The following is a 21,369-nucleotide window of genomic DNA, read 5'->3' on the forward strand; positions in this document are numbered from 1 at the left end:
TCGGCCGCGCCCGCGGGCGCCGTCGCCTGAGCCCCGCCGTCCCCACGACCCGAAGGAGACGACCCCGGTGAAGTTCCACCTGATGCAGACCGGCGTGATCGGCAGACGCCACGAGCTCGAAGCGGGCATGGCCGGGCAGCGTCCCGAGCTCTACCAGCGGTTCCTGGAGGAGATGAAGGGCTACGTCCAGCTCGCCGACGAGCTGGGCTACGAGTCCTACTGCTCGCCGGAGCACCACCTGCAGATCGAGGGCTTCGAGATCACCAACCACCCCGGGATGCTGGGGCTGTTCGTCGGGGCGCACGCCAAGCGGCTCAAGGCCGGGCTGCTGGGCTATGTCCTGCCGACGCACAACCCGGTCCGGGTCGCGGAGGAGATCGCGACCCTGGACCACATGCTGCAGGGTCGGCTGATCGTCGGGTTCACCCGCGGCTACCACGCCCGCTGGGTGGACGCGTACGCCGCCGTCCGCGGGGTCGGCGCCACGAACGTGGCCCACGCCAAGGCGAAGAACGACCAGGACGCGGCGAACCGGGAGATCTTCGAGGAGTCCGTCCAGATCGTGAAGAAGGCCTGGGAGAACTCGACGTTCTCGTTCAAGGGCAAGTACTGGGAGTACCCGCCGGAGGGCGGCTCCGCCGGGCACCCCGGCTACGCCGAGTTCGGTGCGGGACAGGACGAGAACGGGATCGTCCGGGAGATCGGGATCGCGCCGCGGCCGTTCCAGAACCCGCACCCGAAGGTCTACGGCGCCTTCGCCTACTCGATGCGCACGGTCGACATGTGGGCCCGTGAGGGCGGCAAGCAGGTCGTGTTCGCCAACGACCTCGACTTCTGCGAGGCGCTCTGGAAGCGCTACACGGAGACCGCGAAGAAGGCGGGCCGAGACGTCGCCCGGGAGGACGTCGGCGCGTGGGGCGGCTTCCTGATCCTGACCGACTCGAAGGAGGAGGCGCAGGCCCTCGAGGCCGAGCACCGCTGGTTCTGGGACAAGTGGTTCATCCCGCACGGCCAGCAGTTCCCGAACGTGCTGATCGGGACCCCGGACGACATCTCGCGGCAGATCGAGCAGGCCCACGACCGGCTCGGCTTCGACGAGTGCTTCCTGATGTTCGGCCAGGGCCACCTGGAGCCGGAGCGGCAGAACGCCGAGCTCGTGCGCTTCGCCGAGGAGGTCGCTCCCCGGTTCGCCACCAAGGACGCCGCGGGCGCGTTCGTCTGACCCCCTCCCGTCCCTCATCGAAGAGGAGTTCGCCATGCCAGTGGATCCGAAAGCCGCCGTCGCGAGATTTCTCGAGGTGTTCTCGGAGGGGAACGTCGACAAGACCCTCGACGCACTGTCCGACGACGTCACCTGGTGGGTCTCTGGGAAGCTCGACGGGATGTCCGGCAGCTACGACAAGGCCGGCTTCGGGAAGCTCATCGGCGGCGTCGCGGACGTCTACGTCGCCCCCCTGAAGATCACCCCGACGTCGATGGTGGCCGAGGGCGACCGGGTCGCCGTCGAGGCCGACTCGTTCGCCGAGCTCAAGGACGGCCGGGTCTACGACCCGCGCTGTCACTTCCTGTTCGAGGTCGCGCCGGACGGCCGGATCGCGGTCGTCCACGAGTACCTCGACACCAAGCACGCGTACGACATCTTCTTCGCGTCGTAGCGCGCCTGCCCGCTCCTCCCACCCCTGCACACCGAAGTCAGACACGTCAGGAGAGCCGACACCCATGGAATCCGGACTCATCCACATCCCGTACATGCGTCCCGAGCGCAGCTCGCGCGAGACGTTCGACTGGGCTCTGGCCAACGCCCGGGAGGCCGACCAGGCCGGGTTCACCGAGTTCATGGTGGCCGAGCACGCGACGCAGAAGTGGGAGTGCATCCCGACGCCGGAGCTGGTGATCGCCGCGGCGGCCGTCCAGACGGAGCGGATCAAGTTCGCCCCGATGGCCCACCTGCTGCCGCAGCACCATCCCGCGGCGCTGGCGATCCAGGTCGGCTGGCTCTCCCAGATCCTCGAGGGCCGGTACTTCCTGGGCATCGGGGCGGGGGCCTACCCGCAGGCGGCGGAGCTGCACGGCATCACGGACATCTCGTCGAACCCGAGGCGCGTGCGGGAGTCCCTCGAGATCATGGAGCGGATCTGGAAGCGCGAGCCCTTCCACTTCGAGGGCGAGTTCTGGAACGCCGGTTACCCCGAGGAGGTCGACGACGGCAAGGGCCACGACGACCACAAGATCGCGGACTACAGCCCGTGGGGCGGGAAGCTGGACATCGCGGTCACCGGGCTGAGCGTGAACTCCCCTTCGATCAGGTTCGCCGGTGAGCGCGGCTTCATGCCCGTCTCGATCTACTCGGGGTCGTCGATCCTGAAGACGCACTGGGAGACCTACGAGAAGGCGGCGCTGGCCAACGGGCACACGCCGGACCGGTCGAAGTACCACGTGTCGCAGACGGTGTTCGTGGCGGACACCGACAAGGAGGCCAAGAAGCTCGCGATGGAGGGCGGCATCGGCTACGCCTTCGAGCGCTACCTCTGGCCCATCTGGGAGCGCTTCGGGATGCTCGAGGGCTACATCGCCGACGTCGGCGCCAAGGCCTCGGACGTGGACCTCGAGTGGATCTGCGACAACGTCTGGGTGGTCGGCTCCCCGGAGACGGTGATCGAGAAGCTGAACAAGCTCTACGAGTTCACCGGCGGCTGGGGCGTGCTCCAGGTCGAGACCCACGACTACATGGACGACCCGTCACCGTGGTTCCAGTCCCTGCGGCTGCTGGCCCAGGAGGTCGCGCCCAAGATCCAGCTCCCGTTCGGCCTGTCCGCCGCGAGCTGAGGAGGTGGGCGGCGATGACCGGTGACACACAGGCGGCCACAGCCCAGGTGATCGACGTGCGCGCCTCCCGCCGCGCGCTGGTCGCGGGCTCCCTGGGCAACCTCGTCGAGTGGTACGAGTACGCGCTCTACGGCTACATGGCGCCGATCATCGCGGTCCTGTTCTTCCCGACGGGAGACGGCGTCGCGGGCCTGCTGGCCACGTTCTCGCTGTTCGCGCTGGCGTTCTTCCTCCGCCCGGTCGGCGCGGCGATCTTCGGCCGCTTCGCCGACCGCTCCGGGCGACGACCGGTCCTCGTCCTGATCATCGGGCTGATGTCCGCGGCCACCGCGCTGATCGGGCTGCTGCCGACGTACGCCCAGATCGGGGTGTGGGCGCCGCTGCTGCTCACCGTGCTGCGCGTGGTGCAGGGGCTCGCGGCGGGCGGGGAGTTCGGCGGGGCGGTCTCGCTCATGGTCGAGTACGCGCCGCCCGGCAAGCGGGGTCTCTACGGCTCGTGGTCGTTCTTCACCACGGTGATCGGCTTCGTCTGCGGAGCCGGCGCCGCCACGGTCCTGATCGTGGCGCTGAGCGACGAGGCGCTGACGACGTGGGGCTGGCGGATCGGCTTCCTGCTGGCCGCGCCGATGGGCCTGATCGCGCTCTACCTGCGGCTGCGGGTCGACGAGACCCCGCAGTTCCGTCAGGCCACGGGGTCCGAGCCGGCCTCTACCCCGGCCGCTCCGTCCGGCGGTCTCCTCGGCCAGGTCCTGACGACGGTGGGCATCGTCGTCGTGTACTCGTGCACCGGCTACACCTTCATGGTCCTCATGCCGACCTACCTCTCGAAGACCCTCGGGATGCCGCTCGAACAGTCCTACCTGCTCACCCTGATCAACGGCACCGTCGCGGGTCTCGTCGTGCCGTTCGCGGGCGCCTGGTCGGACCGGGTGGGCCGCAGGCCCGTGATGCTGGTCGGCACCGTCGCCACGATCGTGCTCTCGTACCCGCTGTTCCTCATGCTGCGCGGCGGGTTCGCCGCCGCGCTGGCGGCGCTCGTCGTGGCGGGGGTGCTGATCGGGCTGGTCGGCGGGCCGCTGCCGGCGCTACTCTCGGAGCGGTTCCCGACCCGCACCCGCGTCACGGGGGTATCGCTCGCCTACGCCCTCTCGGTGGCGCTCTTCGGCGGCACGGCGCCGTTCATCATCACCGCGCTCGTCTCCGCCACCGGCAGCTCCCTGGCCGCGGCCTACTACACCATCGCCTGCAGCCTGATCACCCTGCTGACCCTGCTCACGTTGCGCGGCCGCGCGGCCCATCTCGAGCCACTGCGCGACTGACCTCATCCGCGTTCGAAGGAGAATTGCACCGATGAAGAGTGGCATCTTCCACGTCCCCTACATGAAGCCCTCCCGCTCCCCGCGCGAGGTCTTCGACTACTCGGTCCTGATCGCCCGGGAGGCGGACCAGGCGGGCTTCGCCGACTTCATGATCGGCGAGCACGCCACCCAGGCCTGGGAGAGCGTGCCCAACCCGGAGATCGTGATCGGCGCCTGCGCCCGGGAGACCGAGCAGCTGCGCTTCGCGCCGATGGCGCACCTGCTGGGCCTGCACAACCCGGCCTCGCTGGCGATCCAGACGGGCTGGCTCTCCCAGGTCCTCGAGGGCCGGTACTTCCTCGGCGTCGGGCCCGGGGCCTATCCGCGGGACGCCATCCTCCGCGGCCAGCCCGCCGACCTCTCCGAGTCCCGCCCGCGCCGCGACGAGGCCCTGAAGATCATGCAGAAGGTGTGGGACCGCAAGCCCTTCCACTTCGAGGGCGAGTACTTCACCGGCGGCTTCCCCGAGGAGGGGGAGGCGGACGACGAGGGCGCCGAGTTCCACATGATGCCGGACTTCTCGCCGTGGAACGGCGCGGAGAACCTGGAGATCGCGATGACGGCGCTGTCGTTCGGCTCCGCGTCGATGAAGTATGCGGGCGCCAACGACTTCTCGCCCATCTCGTTCTTCGGCGGGCTGGAGGTCGGCCGCTCGCACTGGGCGAAGTACGAGGAGGGCCAGCGCGAGAACGGGTTCACCCCGGACCGCATGCGCTTCAGGATGTGTCGGGACATCGTCGTCGCGGACACCGACGCCGAGGCCAAGCGGATCGCCCTCGAAGGCGGCCTGGGGCACTGCTGGGAGAAGTACCTCGTCCCGGTCTACAAGGAGTTCAAGATCCTCCAGGGCTACATCGACGACTCCGGCACCGGGGTCGAGATCGCCGATCTCGACATGGACTGGATCGCGGAGAACGTCTGGATCTGCGGGTCGCCGGAGACGGTCGTCGAGAAGCTGCAGAGGATGAACGACGACATGGGCGGCATGGGCCAGATCGTCATGAACACCCACGACTACGCGGACGACCCGAAGCCGTGGATCGAGTCGATGCAGCGCATCGCCAGGGAGGTCGTGCCGAAGATCGTCGACGTCGCCCCCGCGGCGGCGTAGGCCGGATGTCCTGCACCGCCGGGGCATCGGGAGCGCCGATGCCCCGGCGGAGGCGGCTACCTGACGTTGAAGCCCGCGTCGACCGGGAGCGTCACGCCGGTGACGTACCGGCCGTCGTCGCTGACCAGGTAGAGGATCGCGTTGCTGATGTCGACCGGGTCGACCAGCCCGACCGGCATCAGGTTGGCGGCCATCTGCCCGGCCTGGGGGTTCTCCTCCAGGTACCTCCCGATGACGTCGTTCTCGACCATCGGGGTGGCCACGCCCGTGGGGTGCACGGTGTTCACCCGGATCCCGTGCGGGGAGAGCCAGTTCGCGAAGCTGCGCATCAGCCCCACGACGCCGTGCTTCGCGGCCGCGTAGCCCTGGGCTCCCGCGGAGCCGTCGGATCCGCGCCCGGACAGGCCCTGGGTGGAGCTGGTCAGGACGATCGCGCCGCCCTGACCCCGGTCGATCATGTCCTGGGCCGCTACGTAGACGCTGTTCCAGACGCCGACCAGGTTGACCCCGACCACGTCGTTGAACGCCTGGACCGGGTCCGGCTCCGCGCTGCCGAGCTGGCAGATGCCCGCGTTGCCCAGCACGATGTCCACCGGTCCGAGCTCGGCGACCCCGGCCTCGTAGGCGGCCTTCAGCGCGCCGAAGTCCCGTACGTCCGCCTTCGTGGTGTGGATCCGGCGGTCGAGGCCCTCGATCTGCTTCACGGTCTCGTCCAGATCGGACTGGGTCGACATCGGGTAGTCGACGGTGGAGATGTCCTGCAGCCAGTCGACGGCGATGATGTCCGCGCCCTCCTGCGCGAGGCGGATCGCGTGGCTGCGGCCCTGCCCGCGCGCGGCGCCGGTGATGAAGGCGACCTTCCCGTCCAGCTTGCCCATGTTCTCGTCTCCTTCGTCGAGGGGTGGTCCCCGTCGACCATACCGATGAAACGGGGAGTTGTGTACGTTTCATCGGCCGGTACGTTGACGCCATGTCCGCCAGCCCCGTGCGCCCGCGCAAGGACCAGGTCCGCAACCGGGCGGCGCTGATCGGCGCGGCCAAGGAGGTCTTCGCGGAGCGCGGGCTGGACGCGCCGTTCGACGCGATCGCCCGTCGTGCCGGGCTGAGCAACGCCTCGCTCTACCGGCACTTCCCGGAACGCGAGGACCTCCTGGTCGAGCTCCTGCTGGCGAACCTGGGGCGGGCGGGAGCGGCCCTCGTCGAGGCCCGCAGGCTCGACGACGGCTGGGCCGGCTTCGCGCACTACCTCGGCTGGCTCTTCGCCGAGCAGATCGACAACCCGGCCTACCTGGGTGCGCTCCGGGCCGTGCCGGCCGGGCGGAGCGTCCCGGTCGACCGCCTGCGCGACCGGCTGCTGGTCGAGCTGGAGGAGCTGATCGCCGCCGCGAAGGAGCAGGGGCGCTTCCGCCGGGACCGCTGGATCGAGGATGTCTTCCTCTACCTGGCGCTCAACGAGAAGCTGGCGCACGGCCATGCCGATCCGCACAGCGCCTCGCGGAGGTTCCTGGAGCTCGCGTTGTCCGCCCTGGAAGAGCACGGCGAGCGGGCGGCCCGCTCCGACGCGGAGCCCGCCACCGTCCTCGCCCTGCGTCGAACGCTGGGCTCCGAGGTGGCCGGGCTGCCCGTCGTCGACGGCTGAGCCTGTCCGCGACGAGCGCCGGATCTGCTGCCCACGCTCACACGGGAAGCCCGGTCACCGCGACCGCCGGTGCCTGCCGGCGAAGGCGAAGATCGAGCTGCGGCTGCGGGCATTCGTGGCGTGGAGCCACTCGTCGTGCGAAGTCCTGCGCGTGGTGCGAGTCGAGGAGGCTGGAGAGGGCGATTCTGTCATCGTTGTCGCTGGTAGGAGGCTTGTGAGGGGGTTCGTCTGGCAGTCAAGGGGTCAGGGGTTCGAATCCCCTCAGCTCCACCCTTGAAGACCAGGCCCGATGAGTCTCCCGACTCTCGGGCCGGTCGTGTTGTGGGGCCACTTGTGGTGCCAACCGGTCTAACGCTTGCGCCCTGGCCACCGCTCCCCGCCGCAAACGCCTCCGCGGCCAGATCGTGCAGTAAGTAGCGGCTCACTGCAGGTCCGCGTGTTCGTCGGGCGGGATCCGGTCACCAAGAAGCGCCACTACCTCCAGGACACGGTTCGCCGCGGCCCGGACGCTGACGCGGAGGCTGAGAAGGTCCTGCGGCGACTGCTGGTCCAGGTCGACGAGCAGCTGAACCCACGGACCTCGGCTACCGTCCTGCAGCCGCTGGAGAAGCTTTCCTTCTGCTAGTCGTGGAGCGCACGACCAGGGCGACCTACCAGAACCTCGCCCGGACCCGCATCGTGCCGCTGATCGGCCCGGTCAAGCCGGCTGCGACCCCGTCCGAGGCGCGCGCCTGGTCTCGATGATCGCCGAGCACGACTACCTCAGCGGAGTGACGATCCGCATGGACGGCGCCATCCGGATGGCCGCCCGGTAGGGGCCGCGCTGAGTCGGTGTCCCCAGAGTGTCCACCAACGTGCACTGGGTCACACCGATGTCGGCTCTTAGCGTCTGACCGGCGCGTATGCGTGACAGCCGGCAGATGCCCCAATGGCGGGGCGGGACGGAGCAACCATGAGCGACCCGACCGACGTTGGGAGCGGCGTCACCCTCTTCACCGCGGGCGAGGTCCGCGGGACGGCCCGATGGTTCAACGACACGTCCGACGTCCTCTCGATCGACGACGACGACCTCGAGGACACCATCGCGTTCGTGAACAAGGGCGGGATGACCTTCCTGTCGCCGATCCTCCCGGACCTGCGGGCGATCGTGTGTACCGCGGGCAGCCGCGAGTCCCACCTCGCGATCCTCTCCCGGGAGTCGGACGTGCCCTGCGTGCTCGGGGCGACCCTCTCCGGTGAGGTCGCCGACGGCGACACCGTGGTGCTCGACATGGCCGACGCGGAGACCACCCGGATCTCGGTGGCGGCGGGGGTGACCGCGTGACGGCGCAGCTCAGCACCCCGGAGAACCTCAAGGCGCTCTACACCGACGCCTCCTACGAGCCGACCCTCGACGAGTGGAACTGGCTCGTGCACGAGGGCGGCGCGGCGTACAAGTCCGAGCTCTCGGCCCGGACCGTGTTCGAGTCCGAGCTGTTCGGGATGAACACCTACATCCTGATGTCGATGATGGAGGACTACCTCCGCGTCCCGGAGCGGCTGCGCGCCATCCGGCAGCACGCCACGCCGGCCGAGCTCGTCCGCAGAGCGCTGCCGATCGGCAACAAGCGCAGCTTCATCAACCTGGCCGCGATGCCGCTGCACTACCTGACCGGTCGCGAGCTGTTCGTCGATCTCGGCGAGAACACCCTCGCCGACGGTCTCGAGGACCAGCTGGAGGTGATGCGGTTCTGGCGGGACGCCACGATCGCGATGCGCACCGACGGCGTGCTCTACAACATGCACGCCGACCCGGCGAACTCCAGCCACGTCGTCGGCGACCAGCTGATGGCGGAGATCCGCTCGCACCTGCTCCCGGCGGACGACGAGATCAAGACCGCGATCCGCAAGTTCGGCGCCCGGCTCACCGCGTATGCGTTCCTGGAGAACTGCGACGCCCGCACGGCGGTCTGCGACACCGGCCCCTACGAGCTCGGCGACGGCACCTTCCTCGCCCTGCGCGAGACCTGTGCCGACGGCGACGGCGACTTCCCCTGGCTGGACGGCATCCGCGAGACCCTGCCCTACCACCACTTCGTGATCGCCTACCGGCTGCCGAACTCGGTGAAGATGGACAACAACGTCTGGGGCACCGCCTGGTTCACCCCCAGCGACTACCAGGCCGACATCATCGAGACCAGGGTGTTCTGCACCGACGGCGGCGTCCTGACCCCGCTCGGCCTCCCGGAGATCGACGAGGCCACCAAGGCGATCCGGAAGGCCCACCGCGCGCTCTACCAGCGCCTCGCCGAGACCGACCCGGAGGAGCGCAACCTCTACGCCACCGAGATGTACGCCTGGAAGACCAAGGCCTGGGCCCGGCTCGCCGGGTGCTACGACGAGATCGACTGGACCGTCACCCCCCGGATCGCCGAGTCGTACGAGAAGTTCCAGGACCCGGACCTCGCGCTCCAGCTGATCGGCGGGATCTTCGTCCCGCAGGACCGTGACAGCTGCTTCCGGCCGCTGGGAGGCTGAGATGGGGACCATCGGCAAGGGGGTCCCGTCGTACGCGTTCGCGCGCACGACCGGGACCGTGAAGCACTTCCGCTCGCCCACGGACGTCATCGAGTCGCTGGACTCCGACCTGGAGTCCACCGTCGCGTTGGTCGCCTCGGGCGGGACGACGTTCCTGTCCCCGATCCTCGGGCGGCTCGCCGGGATCGTCTGTCTCGACGGCACGCTGCGCTCGCACCTGGCGATCGTGTCCCGCGAGTTCGAGCTGCCCTGCCTGGTCGGCACGGACCTGACCGAGGACCTCTCGGACGGCGACGAGGTGACGCTCGACATCGTCGAGGGCACCGGCGTGGTCCGCACGGGTGCCGCGGCGCCGGTGGACGCGACGCCCGAGGGCGACGTGTCGCAGGCCTGGTGGACCTACGTGCGCCGGGTCGGCGACGAGATCGCCGTGAAGCCCTTCGACGTGACCGTCGGGCCGGATGCGCTGGACCGGCTGCTGGCCGAGGAGCTGACCGACGACCGGCTCGACGACCTGGTCCAGCACATGGGCCGGGCGTTCAAGCCGGAGATCACCCGGCGCTCCGGGTTCACCTCCGAGCTGTTCCCGATGCTGCCGTACATGACCCTGTCGGTGATCGACGACTTCCACACCTACGCGGAGCGGGTAGCGGTGATCGATGCGGCGATGCCCGCGGAGGAGTTGGGGAAGCGGCTGCGGGAGCGGCCGGGCCTGGTCAGCCCGCTGTGGATATGGATGATCGGCTACCACTACCTGACCGGTCGCGAGTGCCTGATCCAGATGGAGAAGCTGCGCCCGGAGGAACGCCGCCAGGAGGTGCGCACGGTCGTCGACTTCTGGCGCAGGCTCACCCTCGCCCACCGCGGCGATGGCACGATGGACTACAAGGACGCCGGCTTCACCAACCGCTATCTCGCACCGGAGACGGTCGAGGAGCTGGTGGGGCAGGGGCAGCGGCTGGACCCGGCGTCGTCGAAGGCGCTCAAGCGGCTCAACGCCACCGTGTCCGGTTACTCGTTCCTGTCGTTCTGCGACTCCCGCGTCGGCATCTGCGACTCGGGGCCCTACCCCCGCCGCGACGGCAGGCACACGATCGTGCGCGACTACCTGGCGCTCGGCCCGAGTGCGTGGGCGTATCCGTGGCTCGAGGGTCTCCAGCCCCCGTACCAGGGCTTGACCATGGCGTTGACCTTCGACCCGGCCGCGTTCACCGAGTTCGAGATCAACGACTGGGGCACCACGTTCACCGAGCCGGACCAGCTGCTCGGCGCGGTCACCGAGGCGACCGTCGTCGGGCACCGGGCGGACGGGACCACCGAGCTGCTCGGGCCGGACCGGTGGCCGGAGGTCGCCTCCGACCTGAGCAAGGTCCACATGGAGCTGTACCAGCGGTTCGCCGCGATGGACCGCGAGCAGCGGATCTGGGCGGCGACGCAGATGTACACCGCGGGCCTGCGGCCGTTCGCCGAGCTCGCGGGTGTGATGGACCAGGTCGACTGGGACTTCTCACCGGACACGCGTGCCCTCTACCCGGACCCGCTCGACGACGACGACAAGGCCGCGGCGATCTTCGGGACGGCGGTGGTCGCCAACGACCTGCCCGGCTCGTTCTCGCCGACCAGCTAGGAGAGTCATGCGCCAGTCCCAGCAGATCCTGACCCACGCCGACGAGCTGCTCTGCCACCAGACCCCGCAGACCTTCGCGACGGTCTCCAACGCCGACATCTCCTGGACCGAGAAGCTGTGGGGCTCGCTGTTCGCCCGCGACGGCTCGCTGCAGGTCGACGTCGGCTTCGGCAAGTACCACAACCGCAACGTCATGGACGGCTTCGGCGGCATCTCCCGCGGTAAGGAGCAGCTGACTGTCCGCTCCACCCGCAGGCTCGATGCAGACCCGGAGCGGGTCGGGGTCGGCCCCCTCGACTACGAGGTGATCGAACCGCTGAAGTCGGTGCGCTTCGTGCTGCGGGAGAACCACATCCTCCCGATCCGCTTCGACCTCGTGCTCACCGGCGTGCTCCCGCCCTTTCTCGAGCGCAAGGACGAGCAGCGGGAGCCGCACGGGTTTCGGATCCAGTCCGACCTGTTGCGCTACCACCAGGCGTCGACGATCCGCGGCACTATCTGGATCGACGGCGAGAAGATCGACGTGCGCGACGAGGAGTGGTTCGGCTTCCGCGACCACTCCTGGGGCGTGCGGATGGACGTGGGGGACCCGGCCCCGGACGTCTACAAGCCCGAGCGGCTCGAGCAGGACTTCCTGCTCACCTGGAGCCCGATGTGGCTGTGCCGCCCGGACGGCAGCACGTACGAGATCCACCACTACCAGCAGCAGGTGGACCACCAGACCACCTACTTCTCCGGCTTCGTCAACGAGCCGGACGGATCACAGCACGACCTGTTCGCGGTCCAGGACGAGCTGAAGTTCGACCCGGTGAACCGGCGGCTGCTCGGCGGCAAGATGACCTTCGACGCCGGCTGGGGGCAGACTCGGACGGTGGAGATCGAGCCGGTCAGCGACACCGGCTTCCACCTCGGGACCGCGATGTACTTCGGGTTCCGCGGCCAGCGCCACGGCCAGTGGCGCGGCGAGCAGTTCCTCGACGGCGAGCGGTTCGCGGACGCGTCCAGCCGCGAGACCGTGGAGGAGATCCACCAGTTGCGGGACTGCGTGATCCGGGTCCGCGAGGGCGACGCGGTCGGCTACGGGATCTTCGAGTCGATGGTGATCGGCGAACACCGCCGCTACGGCCTGACCCGGGAGTCGTCGATCCTCTGACCTCGGGCACGCCGGCGCCCCCACCCACCTTCACGGTGGTGTGGGGGCGCTTCGCGGTCAGCGGCTGCTGCGAGCCAGCAGGGCCAGCTCCATGCGTGACTGGCAGCCGGTGGCGGCGAGGATGCGGCTGACGTGCTTCTTCACGCTGTCCTCGGCCAGCGAGAGCGTCTCGGCGATGTCGGAGTTGCTCAGCCCCTTCGCGATGAGTTCCACGACCTGTCGCTGACGATCGGACAGGCCGGCCAGGGCGGCCTTGGGCCTGCTCACCGGGAGACTGCGGGATATGGCCGACAGCTGGCGGCTGAGCAGGCGCAACGTGCCGAGCTCCGCGGCTCCGAGTTTGTCCGCCTTCGGGTCGAACATGCCGATGAGCGCCGTGTGCCCGCCCGGCAGCTCGAGCTGCAGCGCGGCCGCGCACTCCATGCCCCACGTCCCGTGGAGGAAGTGCCGGACGTAGGCCTCGGCGGCGGCGGGCAGCGTGCCGCGGGCGCGGAGCTCGCTCAGCGAGCTGACGCCACCGGAGACCAGCTGGCGCATCGCGGCCGGCGTGCTGAAGATGTCGTGGCGCGACCACCGCTCCTGGTACTCCGGCAGCATCCGCGCGGTGTTGCCCTCGGTGAGCGGGGCGAGGTCGCCGAAGACGTTGTGGAAGGTCGCCCCTGCGAAGAACGAGACGTGCTGCAGCGCGAAGTGGCGGCGCAGGGCCTCGACCATCTGCTCCTTGAAGTCCGGCAGGGACCCGGCGGTGTCGCAGCTCTCCAGCACGTCGAAGGCGCGTTCGTAGTCGAGCTTGCGCAGGGAAGGACGAGTCGGGCGGCGACAAGACCTGGCAGTCGTCGTCGACGCCGGACTGTCCACCAACGTGGACTGGGTCACAGCGCCCACGCTACCTACCTTTCAGTCTCGTGAACAGCAGGGGATCCGCGGGCGTGTGGGCGCGGATCCGCGGTCGGTGGGCTCGCCACCGACTCGATCTCGCCCGTTCCGCTCACAGTGAGGTGACGATGTCCGATTCCGCAGTGCCTGCGCAGACCCCGCCGAAATGGGGCTCGACCGAGATACTCCCGCTGCCCGCCAGGTTCAACTCCGCCGTGCGCGAGGTGGCGAAGAAGCGGTTCGCGGCCACCGGCGAGGAGTGGAAGGACGTGGTGTTCGCGCGCCAGTTCGACCTCTTCTCCCTCGCGGACGCCCAGGCCGTCGAGCAGGAGGCCCTCGACTCCGGGTACCGCTTCGACTTCTCGGCGACCGTGTCGCTGGAGTCGGAGCCGGACAAGTACAAGCGCCCGGAGAAGGCCGCGTCGGCCTTCGCCGACGGACCGGTCACCGACGGCCGCCGCCAGGTCGGGATCGGTGACAACGTGCTCCGCAAGGCGGAGACGGTCACCGGCCCGGTCGCCCTGATCTCCACGACCGAGCAGGTCATGGGATTCCTTGCCGACGGCGTCCCGGCCGGCACCATCGCCGTGATCGACGACTCCGGCGGCACCCTGACCGCGCCGATCATCGAGGGCTTCGCGGGCGTGATCTGCCTCGGCGGCTCGGTCCGCTCGCATCTGGGGATCCTGGCCCGCGAGTACGACGTCCCGACGCTCATGAACTGCCAGATCGACACCCTCGCCGACGGCGACGTCGTCGAGATCGAGGTGACCGCGGCCCCGCCCGCGGCGGACGCGTACGAGACCGGCGACACCGGGCACGCCCGGATCTGGATCCTGGAGAAGGGCGCCTGAGATGGCCGACATCAACTACAGCAGGCTGCTCGAGACGAACAACTACCTGCGCCAGCTCTCGGACACGACCTACTGGCTGTGCATCACGCGCACGGTCCAGGAGTCGAAGCTCTTCCCGATGAACCCGTACATGCTGCTCAGCTACCTGAACAGCTTCTACCGGCTCCCCACCCTGCTGCGCGAGATCGACGCCGCCACCCCGGCCGAGGAGCTCGGCGACCGGGCCCGCGAGGTGTCGCTGAAGGTCGACACCGTCAACGCCGCCTGGGGCATGCCCGCCTTCTACCTCATCGGCCGCGAGATGCTGATGAACTGGGGCCTGATCGGACCCGCGGACGCGGTGGACGACGTCGTCGACGTGCTGGACTTCTCGAAGCGGTTCAACCTGGCCTACCACCGCAACGACGGCCACCTGACCAACAAGGAGTTCGGCGACCGCTCGCAGTTCCTGCCCGAGCGCACGCTGCAGGTGTTCGAGTCGGACCTGCACGGGGTCAACCCCGGCGACCGGCTGCACACCGCCGCCACCAAGCTCGTCGCGCAGCTGTCGCAGTACGCGTTCCTGGCGCACTGCGAGTGCCGGATCGGCCTGCACAACTCCGGGCCGTACAACTTCGGCGACAGCCGCCAGCTCGTGGTGCGGGACTTCTTCGAGCTGACCGAGGGCGACTATCCGTGGCTCGACGGCATCGCGACCCAGCTGCCGTTCACCAACCTGACGATCCCGATCGTCTTCAAGGACACGAACTTCCACCTGATGGACGACTGGGCCTCGTTCGAGGCCGAGCCGAGCTACGCGGCGTCGAACATCGCCGCGGTCGGGATGTACACCTCGGACCCGCTGACCGACGGCTACCAGCCCGTCGGCATGGAGAACGCCGAGAAGCTCGCCGAGACCATGGAGTCCTACCGGGAGATCCTCAACCAGGCGACGGCGGACCTGTGGAAGCGGATCGCCACCTGGTCCCGCGAGCAGATGATCGACGCCGGGGCGTTGGTGTACTCGTCGGTGGCGAAGGACTTCGCGCACCTCGCGGGGACCTACCGGCAGAGCGACTGGTTCGAGATCGACGACCGGGTGCAGCGCTTCAAGCCGCTGATGAACGACGAGTACGGCCGCGACAACCTCGGCGAGATGGTGGGCCTGATCGGCTTCCCGCACCAGAAGACCAACGAGTACACGATGGCGCGCTACTCGGGCCTGAACCAGAACATGCTCACCGGTGTGCCGCACTCGGTGCTCACCGACTCGGACTTCGCCCCGACTGCCGGTGACCGGCTGTCCGGCTCGTCGAGCCTGCCGCCCAAGAACGGGCTGTGGACGACGAGCCAGGGCAGGCTCGAGCTCGACGAGTACAACCGCCGGGTGCGGGAGTTCACCCCCGCAGTGCTGGCCGACGGCAACCGCTACCTCGACGAGGAGTGGGTGAAGCGGAACTACACGAGCCCGCGCGCCGACGACCTGTACAAGCTCGCCCAGCGGGGCAGCCGCAACCTGGAGGGCCGGGGCGCGGGTCTGCGCCGCGCCGACCTGCAGGGCTGACCCCACCGAACTCCGGCCGGTCGCGTGCATCTGTTCGCGGCCGGCCGTGTTCCCCCACTCCGTACGAGGAGAGACAGTGCAGATCGGTGATCTGATCCGCCGCGCCGGTCGTCAGTTCGGCGCGGCCCCGGCCCTGGTCGACGGCGAGCGCGTCGTGACCTTCGCCGAGTTCGACGACCTGACCGACCGGCTCGGCCACGCCCTGCTGTCCCGGGGGCTGGCGGCGGGTGACCGGGTCGCCGTGCTGATGCCCAACGGGATCGACGGCGTCGTCGTCTACTACGCGCTCGCCAAGTCCGGGCTGGTGCGGGTCCCGCTCAACGCCAGGGAGACCGCGCACGAGCTGGCCTTCAAGATCGAGGACTCCCAGGCCCGCGGCCTGGTGGTGGCGGGGGAGGCGCCGGCCCCGGTCGAGATCACGATCGCGGCCGAGGAGCTCCCCGGTCTGATCGAGGGCGCCCCCGCGGGACCCTGCGACGTGCGCCGCGACCCGGACGAGCCGCTGCGGCTCGCCTACACCGGCGGCACCACCGGCAGGCCCAAGGCCGTGGTGCTGACCACCCGCAGCGAGCTGGCCGAGGTGAACAACTTCCTCGTCGATCTGGTGCCGAACCTGCGGCCGGACTCGGTGATGCTGCACGCGGCGCCGATCACCCACGGCAGTGGCGCGTTCTTCCTGCCGCACCTGGTCAAGGGCGCGGCGAACGTGATCGTCTCCAAGTTCTCGCCGGGCGCGTTCCTGGAGGCGGCGCAGAAGCACCGCGCCACCACCACGTTCATGGTGCCGACGATGATCGGCATGCTGCTGGAGGATCTCGCGACCGCGCAGGCCGACCTGGCCCTGGAGCGGCTCTGCTACGGCGGCGCCCCCATCGCGACGACGGTGCTGCAGCGCGGGATCGACGTCCTCGGCCCGGTGTTCACCCAGCTCTACGGCCAGGCTGAGGCACCGCTGGCGATCACCTGCCTGCAGCCCTGGGAGCACACCCCCGAACGCCTGACGTCCGCGGGCAAGCCCTACACCTTCGTCGAGGTCGACATCCGGGACGCCGAGGGCAACTCGCTCGGCGTCGACGGGGTCGGCGAGGTGCTGACCCGCGGCCCGCACACGATGGAGCGCTACTGGCGGCGGCCCGAGGCGACCGCCGAGACCAAGCAGGCGGACGGCTGGGTGCACACCGGCGACATCGGGCGCTGGGACGCCGAGGGCTACCTGCACCTGCTCGACCGCAGGCACGACGTGATCATCTCCGGCGGGTTCAACGTCTACCCGCGCGAGGTGGAGGACGCCCTGCTGGCCCATCCCGCCGTGGTCGAGGCGGCCGTCGTCGGGCTGCCCGACGAGAAGTGGGGCGAGCGGGTGACCGCCGCGGTGGTCGTCCGCGCCGCCGCCGACCCCGACGAGATCCGCGCGTTCTGCGCCGACCGGCTGGCCGGGTTCAAGCGACCCAAGGCCGTCGAGATCTGGCCGGACCTGCCCACGAGCCCGGTCGGCAAGTCGCTGCGCCGCGAGGTGCGCGACCGCATGCTGACCACCGCGCGCAGCTTGTCGGAGCGCGCAATCAACTCGGAGGACTGACGATGCTCGACCCGTACCAGCTCACCGTCCACAGCCTGGCGCTGCGCCAGCTCGCCACCGCCGAGCAGCTCGCCGAGGTCATCGGCCTGCCGCCCGAGGAGGTCACCGCCGGCCTGGAGAAGGCCGCCGCCGACGGCGCGGTCGTCTCGGCCAAGGACAAGTACATGATCAGCCAGGCCGGGCGGGAGCTGCTCGAGCAGGCCTACCCGACGGCGTTCGCGGACCTGCGCGGGTCCGACACGGTGCAGGCCGCCATGGACTCCTTCGAGAGCGGCGTGAACACACAGATCCTGAGCCTCACCACGGACTGGCAGACCAAGGAGGTCGGCGGGGACCGCGTGCCCAACGACCACGGGGACGCCGACTACGACGCCGCGATCATCGACAAAGTCGGCCGCGTCGTCGACAAGACGGGCAAGGTGCTGCGGCCGCTGGCCGACGCCGACCCGCTCGTCGACCGCTTCCTCGACCGGATCGGCGCCGCGCTGACCCGGGCCGAGGGCGGCGAGACCGACTACGTGAGCGGCGTGCGCGTCGACTCGGTGCACACGGTGTGGTTCCAGATGCACGAGCACATCCTGCGGCTGACGGGCCGGGAGCGCCCGGAATGAGCGCCGCGGTGAACGCCGGGACCGGCTACCGCTGGCTCGTGGTCCCGGACGACCCTGCGGTCGAGCCGAGCCGGGACCTGGTGGGCGGCAAGGCCTGGAGCCTGTGGCGGATGCGGTCGCTCGGTCTGCGGGTCCCACCGGCGTTCGTGGTGACCACCGAGGCGTGTGCCGCCTACTTCTCCGGGGACGGCCTGCCCGAGGGGCTGGTCGACGAGCTCGCCGCGGGGATCCGGCTCCTCGAGCAGCAGCTCGGCCGAACCTTCGGGGGCACCGAGCGGCCGCTGCTTGTGTCCGTGCGCTCCGGGGCCGCGATCAGCATGCCCGGGATGATGGACACCATTCTCGACCTGGGCTGCACCGACTCCGTCGAGCAGGCCCTCGCGGCCGAGACCGGGGACCCGGCGTTCGCCGCCGAGGTGCACCGCCGGTTCACCGGCTTCTACGGCAAGCTCGTGCTGGGCTGCACCGAGGAGCTCGAGGAGCTGCCGGACCTCGCCGCGGTGCGGGAGACCGTGCTCGACGACACCGGCGAGACGGTGCCCGGTGACCCGTGGGCCCAGCTGCACGGCGCGGTCGCGAGCGTCTTCGCGTCCAGCCGCTCGCGGCGCGCGGTCGCCTACCGCAGGCACTACGGCATCCCGGACGACCTCGGCACCGCGGTCACGGTGCAGGCCATGGTATTCGGCAACCTCGACGAGGACTCCGGCACCGGCGTCCTGTTCACCCGCAACCCCGTCAACGGCACCCGTGAGCCCTACGGCGAGTACCTGCAGCAGGGCCAGGGCGAGGACGTCGTGTCCGGGCGGGTCACGCCCAAGCCGCTGACCCATCTCGCCGAGCGCGCGCCCCATGTGCACGCCGAGCTGCTGCGCGCCGCCGATTGCCTCGACCGCGAGGGCCGCGACGCCCAGGACATCGAGTTCACCGTCCAGCACGGCGAGCTGTTCCTGCTGCGCACCCTGGACGTCGGCGGCGACAAGCCCCTGCGGTACCTGCCGACCGGGCCGGAGGCGAACCCCTTCCTCGGCGTGCGCGGGCTCCGGCTGACCCTGCGGAACCCCGATCTCCTCCACGACCAGCTCCGCGCCGTCGTCCGGACGGCGAGGCACACCCCGGTCAGCGTGATGTTCCCGATGGTCACCGTCCCGGCCGAGCTGCACGCCGCCCGGCGTGCCCTCGACCGGGCGCTGGACGAGGAGGGGCCCGCGGACCTCGAGGTCGGCATCATGATCGAGGTCCCCGCCGCCGCGCTCACCGCGGACCGGTTCGCGCCGGACGTCGACTTCTTCAGCGTCGGCACGAACGACCTGACCCAGTACGTCACCGCGGCCGAACGCGGGTCCCCGCGGCTCACGGAGCTCGCCGACCCGCTCCACCCGGCCGTCCTCGGGCTGATCGGCCGCACCTGCGAGACCGGGGTCCCGACCGCCGTCTGCGGTGAGCTGGCCGCGGACCCGCGGGCGACGGGGCTGCTCCTCGCGTTGGGGGTGCGGGAGCTGTCCGTCTCACCGCCCGCCGTCGCCCGGGTGAAACAGGCCGTCCGCGAGGCCACCACCGAGGGTGACCTGAGGAACAGGGCCCTCGCCGCCCCCGACGCCGCGGCGGTCCGCGCACTGCTCTCCGACGGCTGACGACTACCCTTGCCCCCAGGCATCGTCAAGAGGGGCACAGTGAGTATTGAGGTCGTCAACGAGTCGGGCGTCGCCGTCGACGAGTCGCTGATCGTGTCCGTCGCCCGCTACGCGCTGGACCGGATGCGGGTGAGCCCCGCCGTCGAGCTCGCGATCACCGCCGTCACCCTCGAGGCGATGTCCGAGCTGCACGAGCGGTGGATGGAGGAGCCCGGCCCCACGGACGTCATGGCCTTCCCGATGGACGACATCGTGGAGGACACCCGTCGCCCCGACGCGCCGGACATCGGCCCCGCGCTGCTGGGCGACGTGATCCTGTGCCCGGCCTTCGCCAAGGACCAGGCGGTCCAGGCGGGCCACACCCTGGCCGACGAGCTGCACCTGCTCACCGTCCACGGCGTACTGCACCTGCTCGGCTACGACCACCACGAGCCGGAGGAGGAGCGCGAGATGTTCGGGCTCCAGAACCGGCTGCTGCACGACTGGCGCACCGAGCGGGCCGACGCGGCCGCCCGTGAGGCGCAGCGGCGGATCGACGAGAAGGTGCTCGGCACGGTCGGCCTGGACACCGACGAGCCGGGCCGATGAACGCCCTCGGGCTGCTGATCGTCGCGATCGTGCTGATCCCGATCGCGGGGGTCTTCGCCGCGGCGGACGCGGCGTTCACGTCGGTGTCCAGTGCCCGCGTCGTCGACCTGGTCCGCGCGGGCCGACCCGGGGCGAAGGCCCTGGCCAAGGTCGTCGAGGACCGTCCCCGCTACGTCAACCTGCTCATCCTGCTCCGCCTGATGGGCGAGACCGTGGCCACGGTGCTGCTCACCCTCGCGCTCGCGAGCTGGATCGACCCCGCCTGGGCGGGCGTGCTCACGGCCGCGGCGATCATGGTCGTGGTCAGCTACGTGCTCATCGGGGTCGGCCCCCGCACCCTCGGCCGCCAGCACCCCTACGCGCTGGGCATGGCCGTCGCGGCCCCGATCCGGGTGATCGCCACGCTGCTGGGCCCGATCACGAAGCTGCTCATCCTGGTTGGCAACGCGATCACCCCCGGCCGCGGCTTCCGCGAGGGCCCGTTCTCGTCGGAGGTCGAGCTGCGCGAGCTCGTCGACATGGCCAGCACCCGGGGCGTGGTCGACGAGGGCGAGCGGAAGATGATCCACTCGGTCTTCGAGCTGGGCGACACGATCGTCCGGGACGTCATGCAACCCCGGCCCGACGTCGTGTGGGCCGAGCGGGACACCCCGGTGCAGAAGGTCGTCCGGCTGGCCCTGAAGAGCGGTTACTCGCGGGTGCCGGTGCTGGGCGAGGACATCGACGACATCGTGGGCGTCGCGTACCTGAAGGACCTGGTCGGGGTGGCGTGGGACCGGCCGGAGGCCGCGCTGGTGGACGTCGTGCGCCCGCCCGTGTTCGTCCCCGACTCCAAGCGGATCGACGAGCTGCTCAAGGACATGCAGCGCACCCGCAACCACATGGCGATCGTGGTGGACGAGTACGGCGGCACCGCCGGCGTCGTCACCATCGAGGACATCCTCGAGGAGATCGTGGGAGACATCTCCGACGAGTACGACACCGAGGAGGTCCCCGAGGTCCAGCGGCTCGACGGGGGCACGCTGCGGCTCGCCGCCCGGCTGCCGGTCGAGGACCTCGAGGAGCTGTTCGCGGGGGAGTTCACCGGCACCGAGCGCGAGGAGCTGCTCCGCGAGGCGATCGAGCAGGCGGACGTCGACACCGTCGGCGGCCTGCTCGCGCAGCGGCTCGGCAAGGTGCCGCTGCCCGGTGCGCAGGCCGAGGTGGAGGGCCTGCTGCACCTGCGCGGCGAGGGCGGCAAGGACGCCCGGGGCCGCATCCGCATCACGTCGGTGCTGGTCACGCCGTTGGCACCGCCCGAACCCGAGCAGGACGACGAGGACGAGGCGGAGCGCGAGTCCGTGCCCGCCGCCCGTGAGGAGAGCGATGTCCGGCAGTGAGGCCCCGACCGTCGAGCTGGATCCCGAGGACGCCAAGATCGTGACCCTCGCGCGGTCCTCCCGGGCCCGCACCGGCG

The 21,369-nt window shown here is 70.1% G+C and carries 20 protein-coding genes; 18 read left to right on the plus strand and 2 right to left on the minus strand.

The annotated features are described in order from the left end of the window. Positions 1-67 precede the first annotated feature (67 nt). From H5J29_RS02455 to H5J29_RS02475, 5 genes are all read left to right on the plus strand, one after another. Entirely contained in the window at positions 68-1,222 is a 1,155-nt protein-coding gene (locus H5J29_RS02455) for an LLM class flavin-dependent oxidoreductase (protein WP_181779244.1), read from the plus strand. 34 nt (positions 1,223-1,256) lie between these two features. Beyond that, complete coding sequence (locus tag H5J29_RS02460) at positions 1,257-1,655, plus strand: nuclear transport factor 2 family protein (RefSeq protein ID WP_181779245.1); 399 nt, start codon at positions 1,257-1,259, stop codon at positions 1,653-1,655. 64 nt (positions 1,656-1,719) lie between these two features. Then, complete coding sequence (locus H5J29_RS02465; RefSeq protein WP_181779246.1) at positions 1,720-2,826, plus strand: LLM class flavin-dependent oxidoreductase; 1,107 nt, start codon at positions 1,720-1,722, stop codon at positions 2,824-2,826. Positions 2,827-2,840: 14 nt separating this feature from the next. After that, the gene (locus H5J29_RS02470) at positions 2,841-4,145 is read left to right on the plus strand and encodes an MFS transporter (RefSeq protein WP_181779247.1); all 1,305 of its coding nucleotides are present in this window, start codon (positions 2,841-2,843) and stop codon (positions 4,143-4,145) included. A 31-nt stretch (positions 4,146-4,176) separates the two neighbouring features. Beyond that, the gene (locus H5J29_RS02475; protein ID WP_181779248.1) at positions 4,177-5,295 is read left to right on the plus strand and encodes an LLM class flavin-dependent oxidoreductase; all 1,119 of its coding nucleotides are present in this window, start codon (positions 4,177-4,179) and stop codon (positions 5,293-5,295) included. A gap of 56 nt (positions 5,296-5,351) precedes the next feature. On the opposite strand, the gene H5J29_RS02480 is transcribed toward H5J29_RS02475, so the two are convergent. Then, positions 5,352-6,173: a mycofactocin-coupled SDR family oxidoreductase gene (locus tag H5J29_RS02480; protein WP_181779249.1), complete on the minus strand. Its 822-nt coding sequence runs from the start codon at positions 6,171-6,173 to the stop codon at positions 5,352-5,354. 92 nt (positions 6,174-6,265) lie between these two features. Here H5J29_RS02480 and H5J29_RS34205 point away from each other — a divergent pair, with 92 nt between their 5' ends. From H5J29_RS34205 to H5J29_RS02510, 6 genes are all read left to right on the plus strand, one after another. Continuing rightward, entirely contained in the window at positions 6,266-6,934 is a 669-nt protein-coding gene (locus tag H5J29_RS34205) for a TetR/AcrR family transcriptional regulator (RefSeq protein WP_220186901.1), read from the plus strand. Between the two features lie 436 nt (positions 6,935-7,370). Next, on the plus strand, positions 7,371-7,559 hold the full coding sequence (locus H5J29_RS02490; RefSeq protein WP_181779250.1) for a hypothetical protein: 189 nt from the start codon (positions 7,371-7,373) through the stop codon (positions 7,557-7,559). Between the two features lie 327 nt (positions 7,560-7,886). Then, positions 7,887-8,258 carry a PEP-utilizing enzyme gene (locus tag H5J29_RS02495; protein ID WP_181779251.1) on the plus strand — a complete coding sequence of 124 codons (372 nt, stop codon included), beginning with the start codon at positions 7,887-7,889 and terminating at the stop codon, positions 8,256-8,258. Then, entirely contained in the window at positions 8,255-9,451 is a 1,197-nt protein-coding gene (locus H5J29_RS02500; RefSeq protein WP_181779252.1) for a hypothetical protein, read from the plus strand. The genes H5J29_RS02495 and H5J29_RS02500 overlap by 4 nt, the downstream gene beginning before the upstream one ends. A gap of 1 nt (position 9,452) precedes the next feature. Then, complete coding sequence (locus tag H5J29_RS02505) at positions 9,453-11,078, plus strand: PEP-utilizing enzyme (RefSeq protein WP_181779253.1); 1,626 nt, start codon at positions 9,453-9,455, stop codon at positions 11,076-11,078. 7 nt (positions 11,079-11,085) lie between these two features. Further along, positions 11,086-12,231, plus strand: a complete 1,146-nt coding sequence (locus tag H5J29_RS02510) for an Rv3169 family protein (protein WP_181779254.1) — start codon at positions 11,086-11,088, stop codon at positions 12,229-12,231. Positions 12,232-12,288: 57 nt separating this feature from the next. Here H5J29_RS02510 and H5J29_RS36075 read toward each other — a convergent pair whose 3' ends face one another. Next, a complete protein-coding gene (locus H5J29_RS36075) occupies positions 12,289-13,116 on the minus strand; it encodes a helix-turn-helix transcriptional regulator (protein ID WP_220186902.1) in 828 nt (275 codons plus the stop codon). Positions 13,117-13,235: 119 nt separating this feature from the next. On the opposite strand from H5J29_RS36075, the gene H5J29_RS02520 reads away from it, so the two are divergent. The 7 genes from H5J29_RS02520 to H5J29_RS02550 all read left to right on the plus strand — a co-directional run bounded on the left by H5J29_RS02520 (position 13,236) and on the right by H5J29_RS02550 (position 21,292). Then, complete coding sequence (locus tag H5J29_RS02520; protein ID WP_181779255.1) at positions 13,236-13,961, plus strand: PEP-utilizing enzyme; 726 nt, start codon at positions 13,236-13,238, stop codon at positions 13,959-13,961. Position 13,962: 1 nt separating this feature from the next. Continuing rightward, the gene (locus tag H5J29_RS02525; protein ID WP_181779256.1) at positions 13,963-15,504 is read left to right on the plus strand and encodes a hypothetical protein; all 1,542 of its coding nucleotides are present in this window, start codon (positions 13,963-13,965) and stop codon (positions 15,502-15,504) included. A 76-nt stretch (positions 15,505-15,580) separates the two neighbouring features. Further along, the gene (locus H5J29_RS02530; RefSeq protein WP_181779257.1) at positions 15,581-17,083 is read left to right on the plus strand and encodes a class I adenylate-forming enzyme family protein; all 1,503 of its coding nucleotides are present in this window, start codon (positions 15,581-15,583) and stop codon (positions 17,081-17,083) included. Between the two features lie 2 nt (positions 17,084-17,085). Further along, positions 17,086-17,694, plus strand: a complete 609-nt coding sequence (locus H5J29_RS02535) for a hypothetical protein (protein ID WP_181779258.1) — start codon at positions 17,086-17,088, stop codon at positions 17,692-17,694. Beyond that, on the plus strand, positions 17,691-19,325 hold the full coding sequence (locus tag H5J29_RS34630; RefSeq protein WP_181779259.1) for a putative PEP-binding protein: 1,635 nt from the start codon (positions 17,691-17,693) through the stop codon (positions 19,323-19,325). The genes H5J29_RS02535 and H5J29_RS34630 overlap by 4 nt, the downstream gene beginning before the upstream one ends. Before the next feature lie 39 nt (positions 19,326-19,364). Next, positions 19,365-19,913 (plus strand): rRNA maturation RNase YbeY, encoded by a 549-nt coding sequence (gene ybeY, locus H5J29_RS02545; RefSeq protein ID WP_181779260.1) that lies wholly within the window; start codon positions 19,365-19,367, stop codon positions 19,911-19,913. Further along, positions 19,910-21,292 (plus strand): hemolysin family protein, encoded by a 1,383-nt coding sequence (locus H5J29_RS02550; protein WP_181779261.1) that lies wholly within the window; start codon positions 19,910-19,912, stop codon positions 21,290-21,292. The genes ybeY and H5J29_RS02550 overlap by 4 nt, the downstream gene beginning before the upstream one ends. Positions 21,293-21,369: the final 77 nt, after the last annotated feature.

The organism is Pseudonocardia pini, assembly GCF_013870575.1.
Taxonomy (GTDB): domain Bacteria; phylum Actinomycetota; class Actinomycetes; order Mycobacteriales; family Pseudonocardiaceae; genus Pseudonocardia; species Pseudonocardia pini.

Bases quoted from the DNA above. Each gene is read 5' to 3' on its own strand.
- H5J29_RS02460 (WP_181779245.1), top strand. From the start codon at position 1,257: ATGCCAGTGGATCCGAAAGCCGCCGTCGCGAGATTTCTCGAGGTGTTC.
- H5J29_RS02465 (WP_181779246.1), top strand. From the start codon at position 1,720: ATGGAATCCGGACTCATCCACATCCCGTACATGCGTCCCGAGCGCAGC.
- H5J29_RS02470 (WP_181779247.1), top strand. From the start codon at position 2,841: ATGACCGGTGACACACAGGCGGCCACAGCCCAGGTGATCGACGTGCGC.
- H5J29_RS02475 (WP_181779248.1), top strand. From the start codon at position 4,177: ATGAAGAGTGGCATCTTCCACGTCCCCTACATGAAGCCCTCCCGCTCC.
- H5J29_RS02480 (WP_181779249.1), bottom strand. From the start codon at position 6,173: ATGGGCAAGCTGGACGGGAAGGTCGCCTTCATCACCGGCGCCGCGCGC.
- H5J29_RS34205 (WP_220186901.1), top strand. From the start codon at position 6,266: ATGTCCGCCAGCCCCGTGCGCCCGCGCAAGGACCAGGTCCGCAACCGG.
- H5J29_RS02495 (WP_181779251.1), top strand. From the start codon at position 7,887: ATGAGCGACCCGACCGACGTTGGGAGCGGCGTCACCCTCTTCACCGCG.
- H5J29_RS02505 (WP_181779253.1), top strand. From the start codon at position 9,453: ATGGGGACCATCGGCAAGGGGGTCCCGTCGTACGCGTTCGCGCGCACG.
- H5J29_RS02510 (WP_181779254.1), top strand. From the start codon at position 11,086: ATGCGCCAGTCCCAGCAGATCCTGACCCACGCCGACGAGCTGCTCTGC.
- H5J29_RS02520 (WP_181779255.1), top strand. From the start codon at position 13,236: ATGTCCGATTCCGCAGTGCCTGCGCAGACCCCGCCGAAATGGGGCTCG.
- H5J29_RS02525 (WP_181779256.1), top strand. From the start codon at position 13,963: ATGGCCGACATCAACTACAGCAGGCTGCTCGAGACGAACAACTACCTG.
- H5J29_RS02535 (WP_181779258.1), top strand. From the start codon at position 17,086: ATGCTCGACCCGTACCAGCTCACCGTCCACAGCCTGGCGCTGCGCCAG.
- H5J29_RS34630 (WP_181779259.1), top strand. From the start codon at position 17,691: ATGAGCGCCGCGGTGAACGCCGGGACCGGCTACCGCTGGCTCGTGGTC.
- H5J29_RS02550 (WP_181779261.1), top strand. From the start codon at position 19,910: ATGAACGCCCTCGGGCTGCTGATCGTCGCGATCGTGCTGATCCCGATC.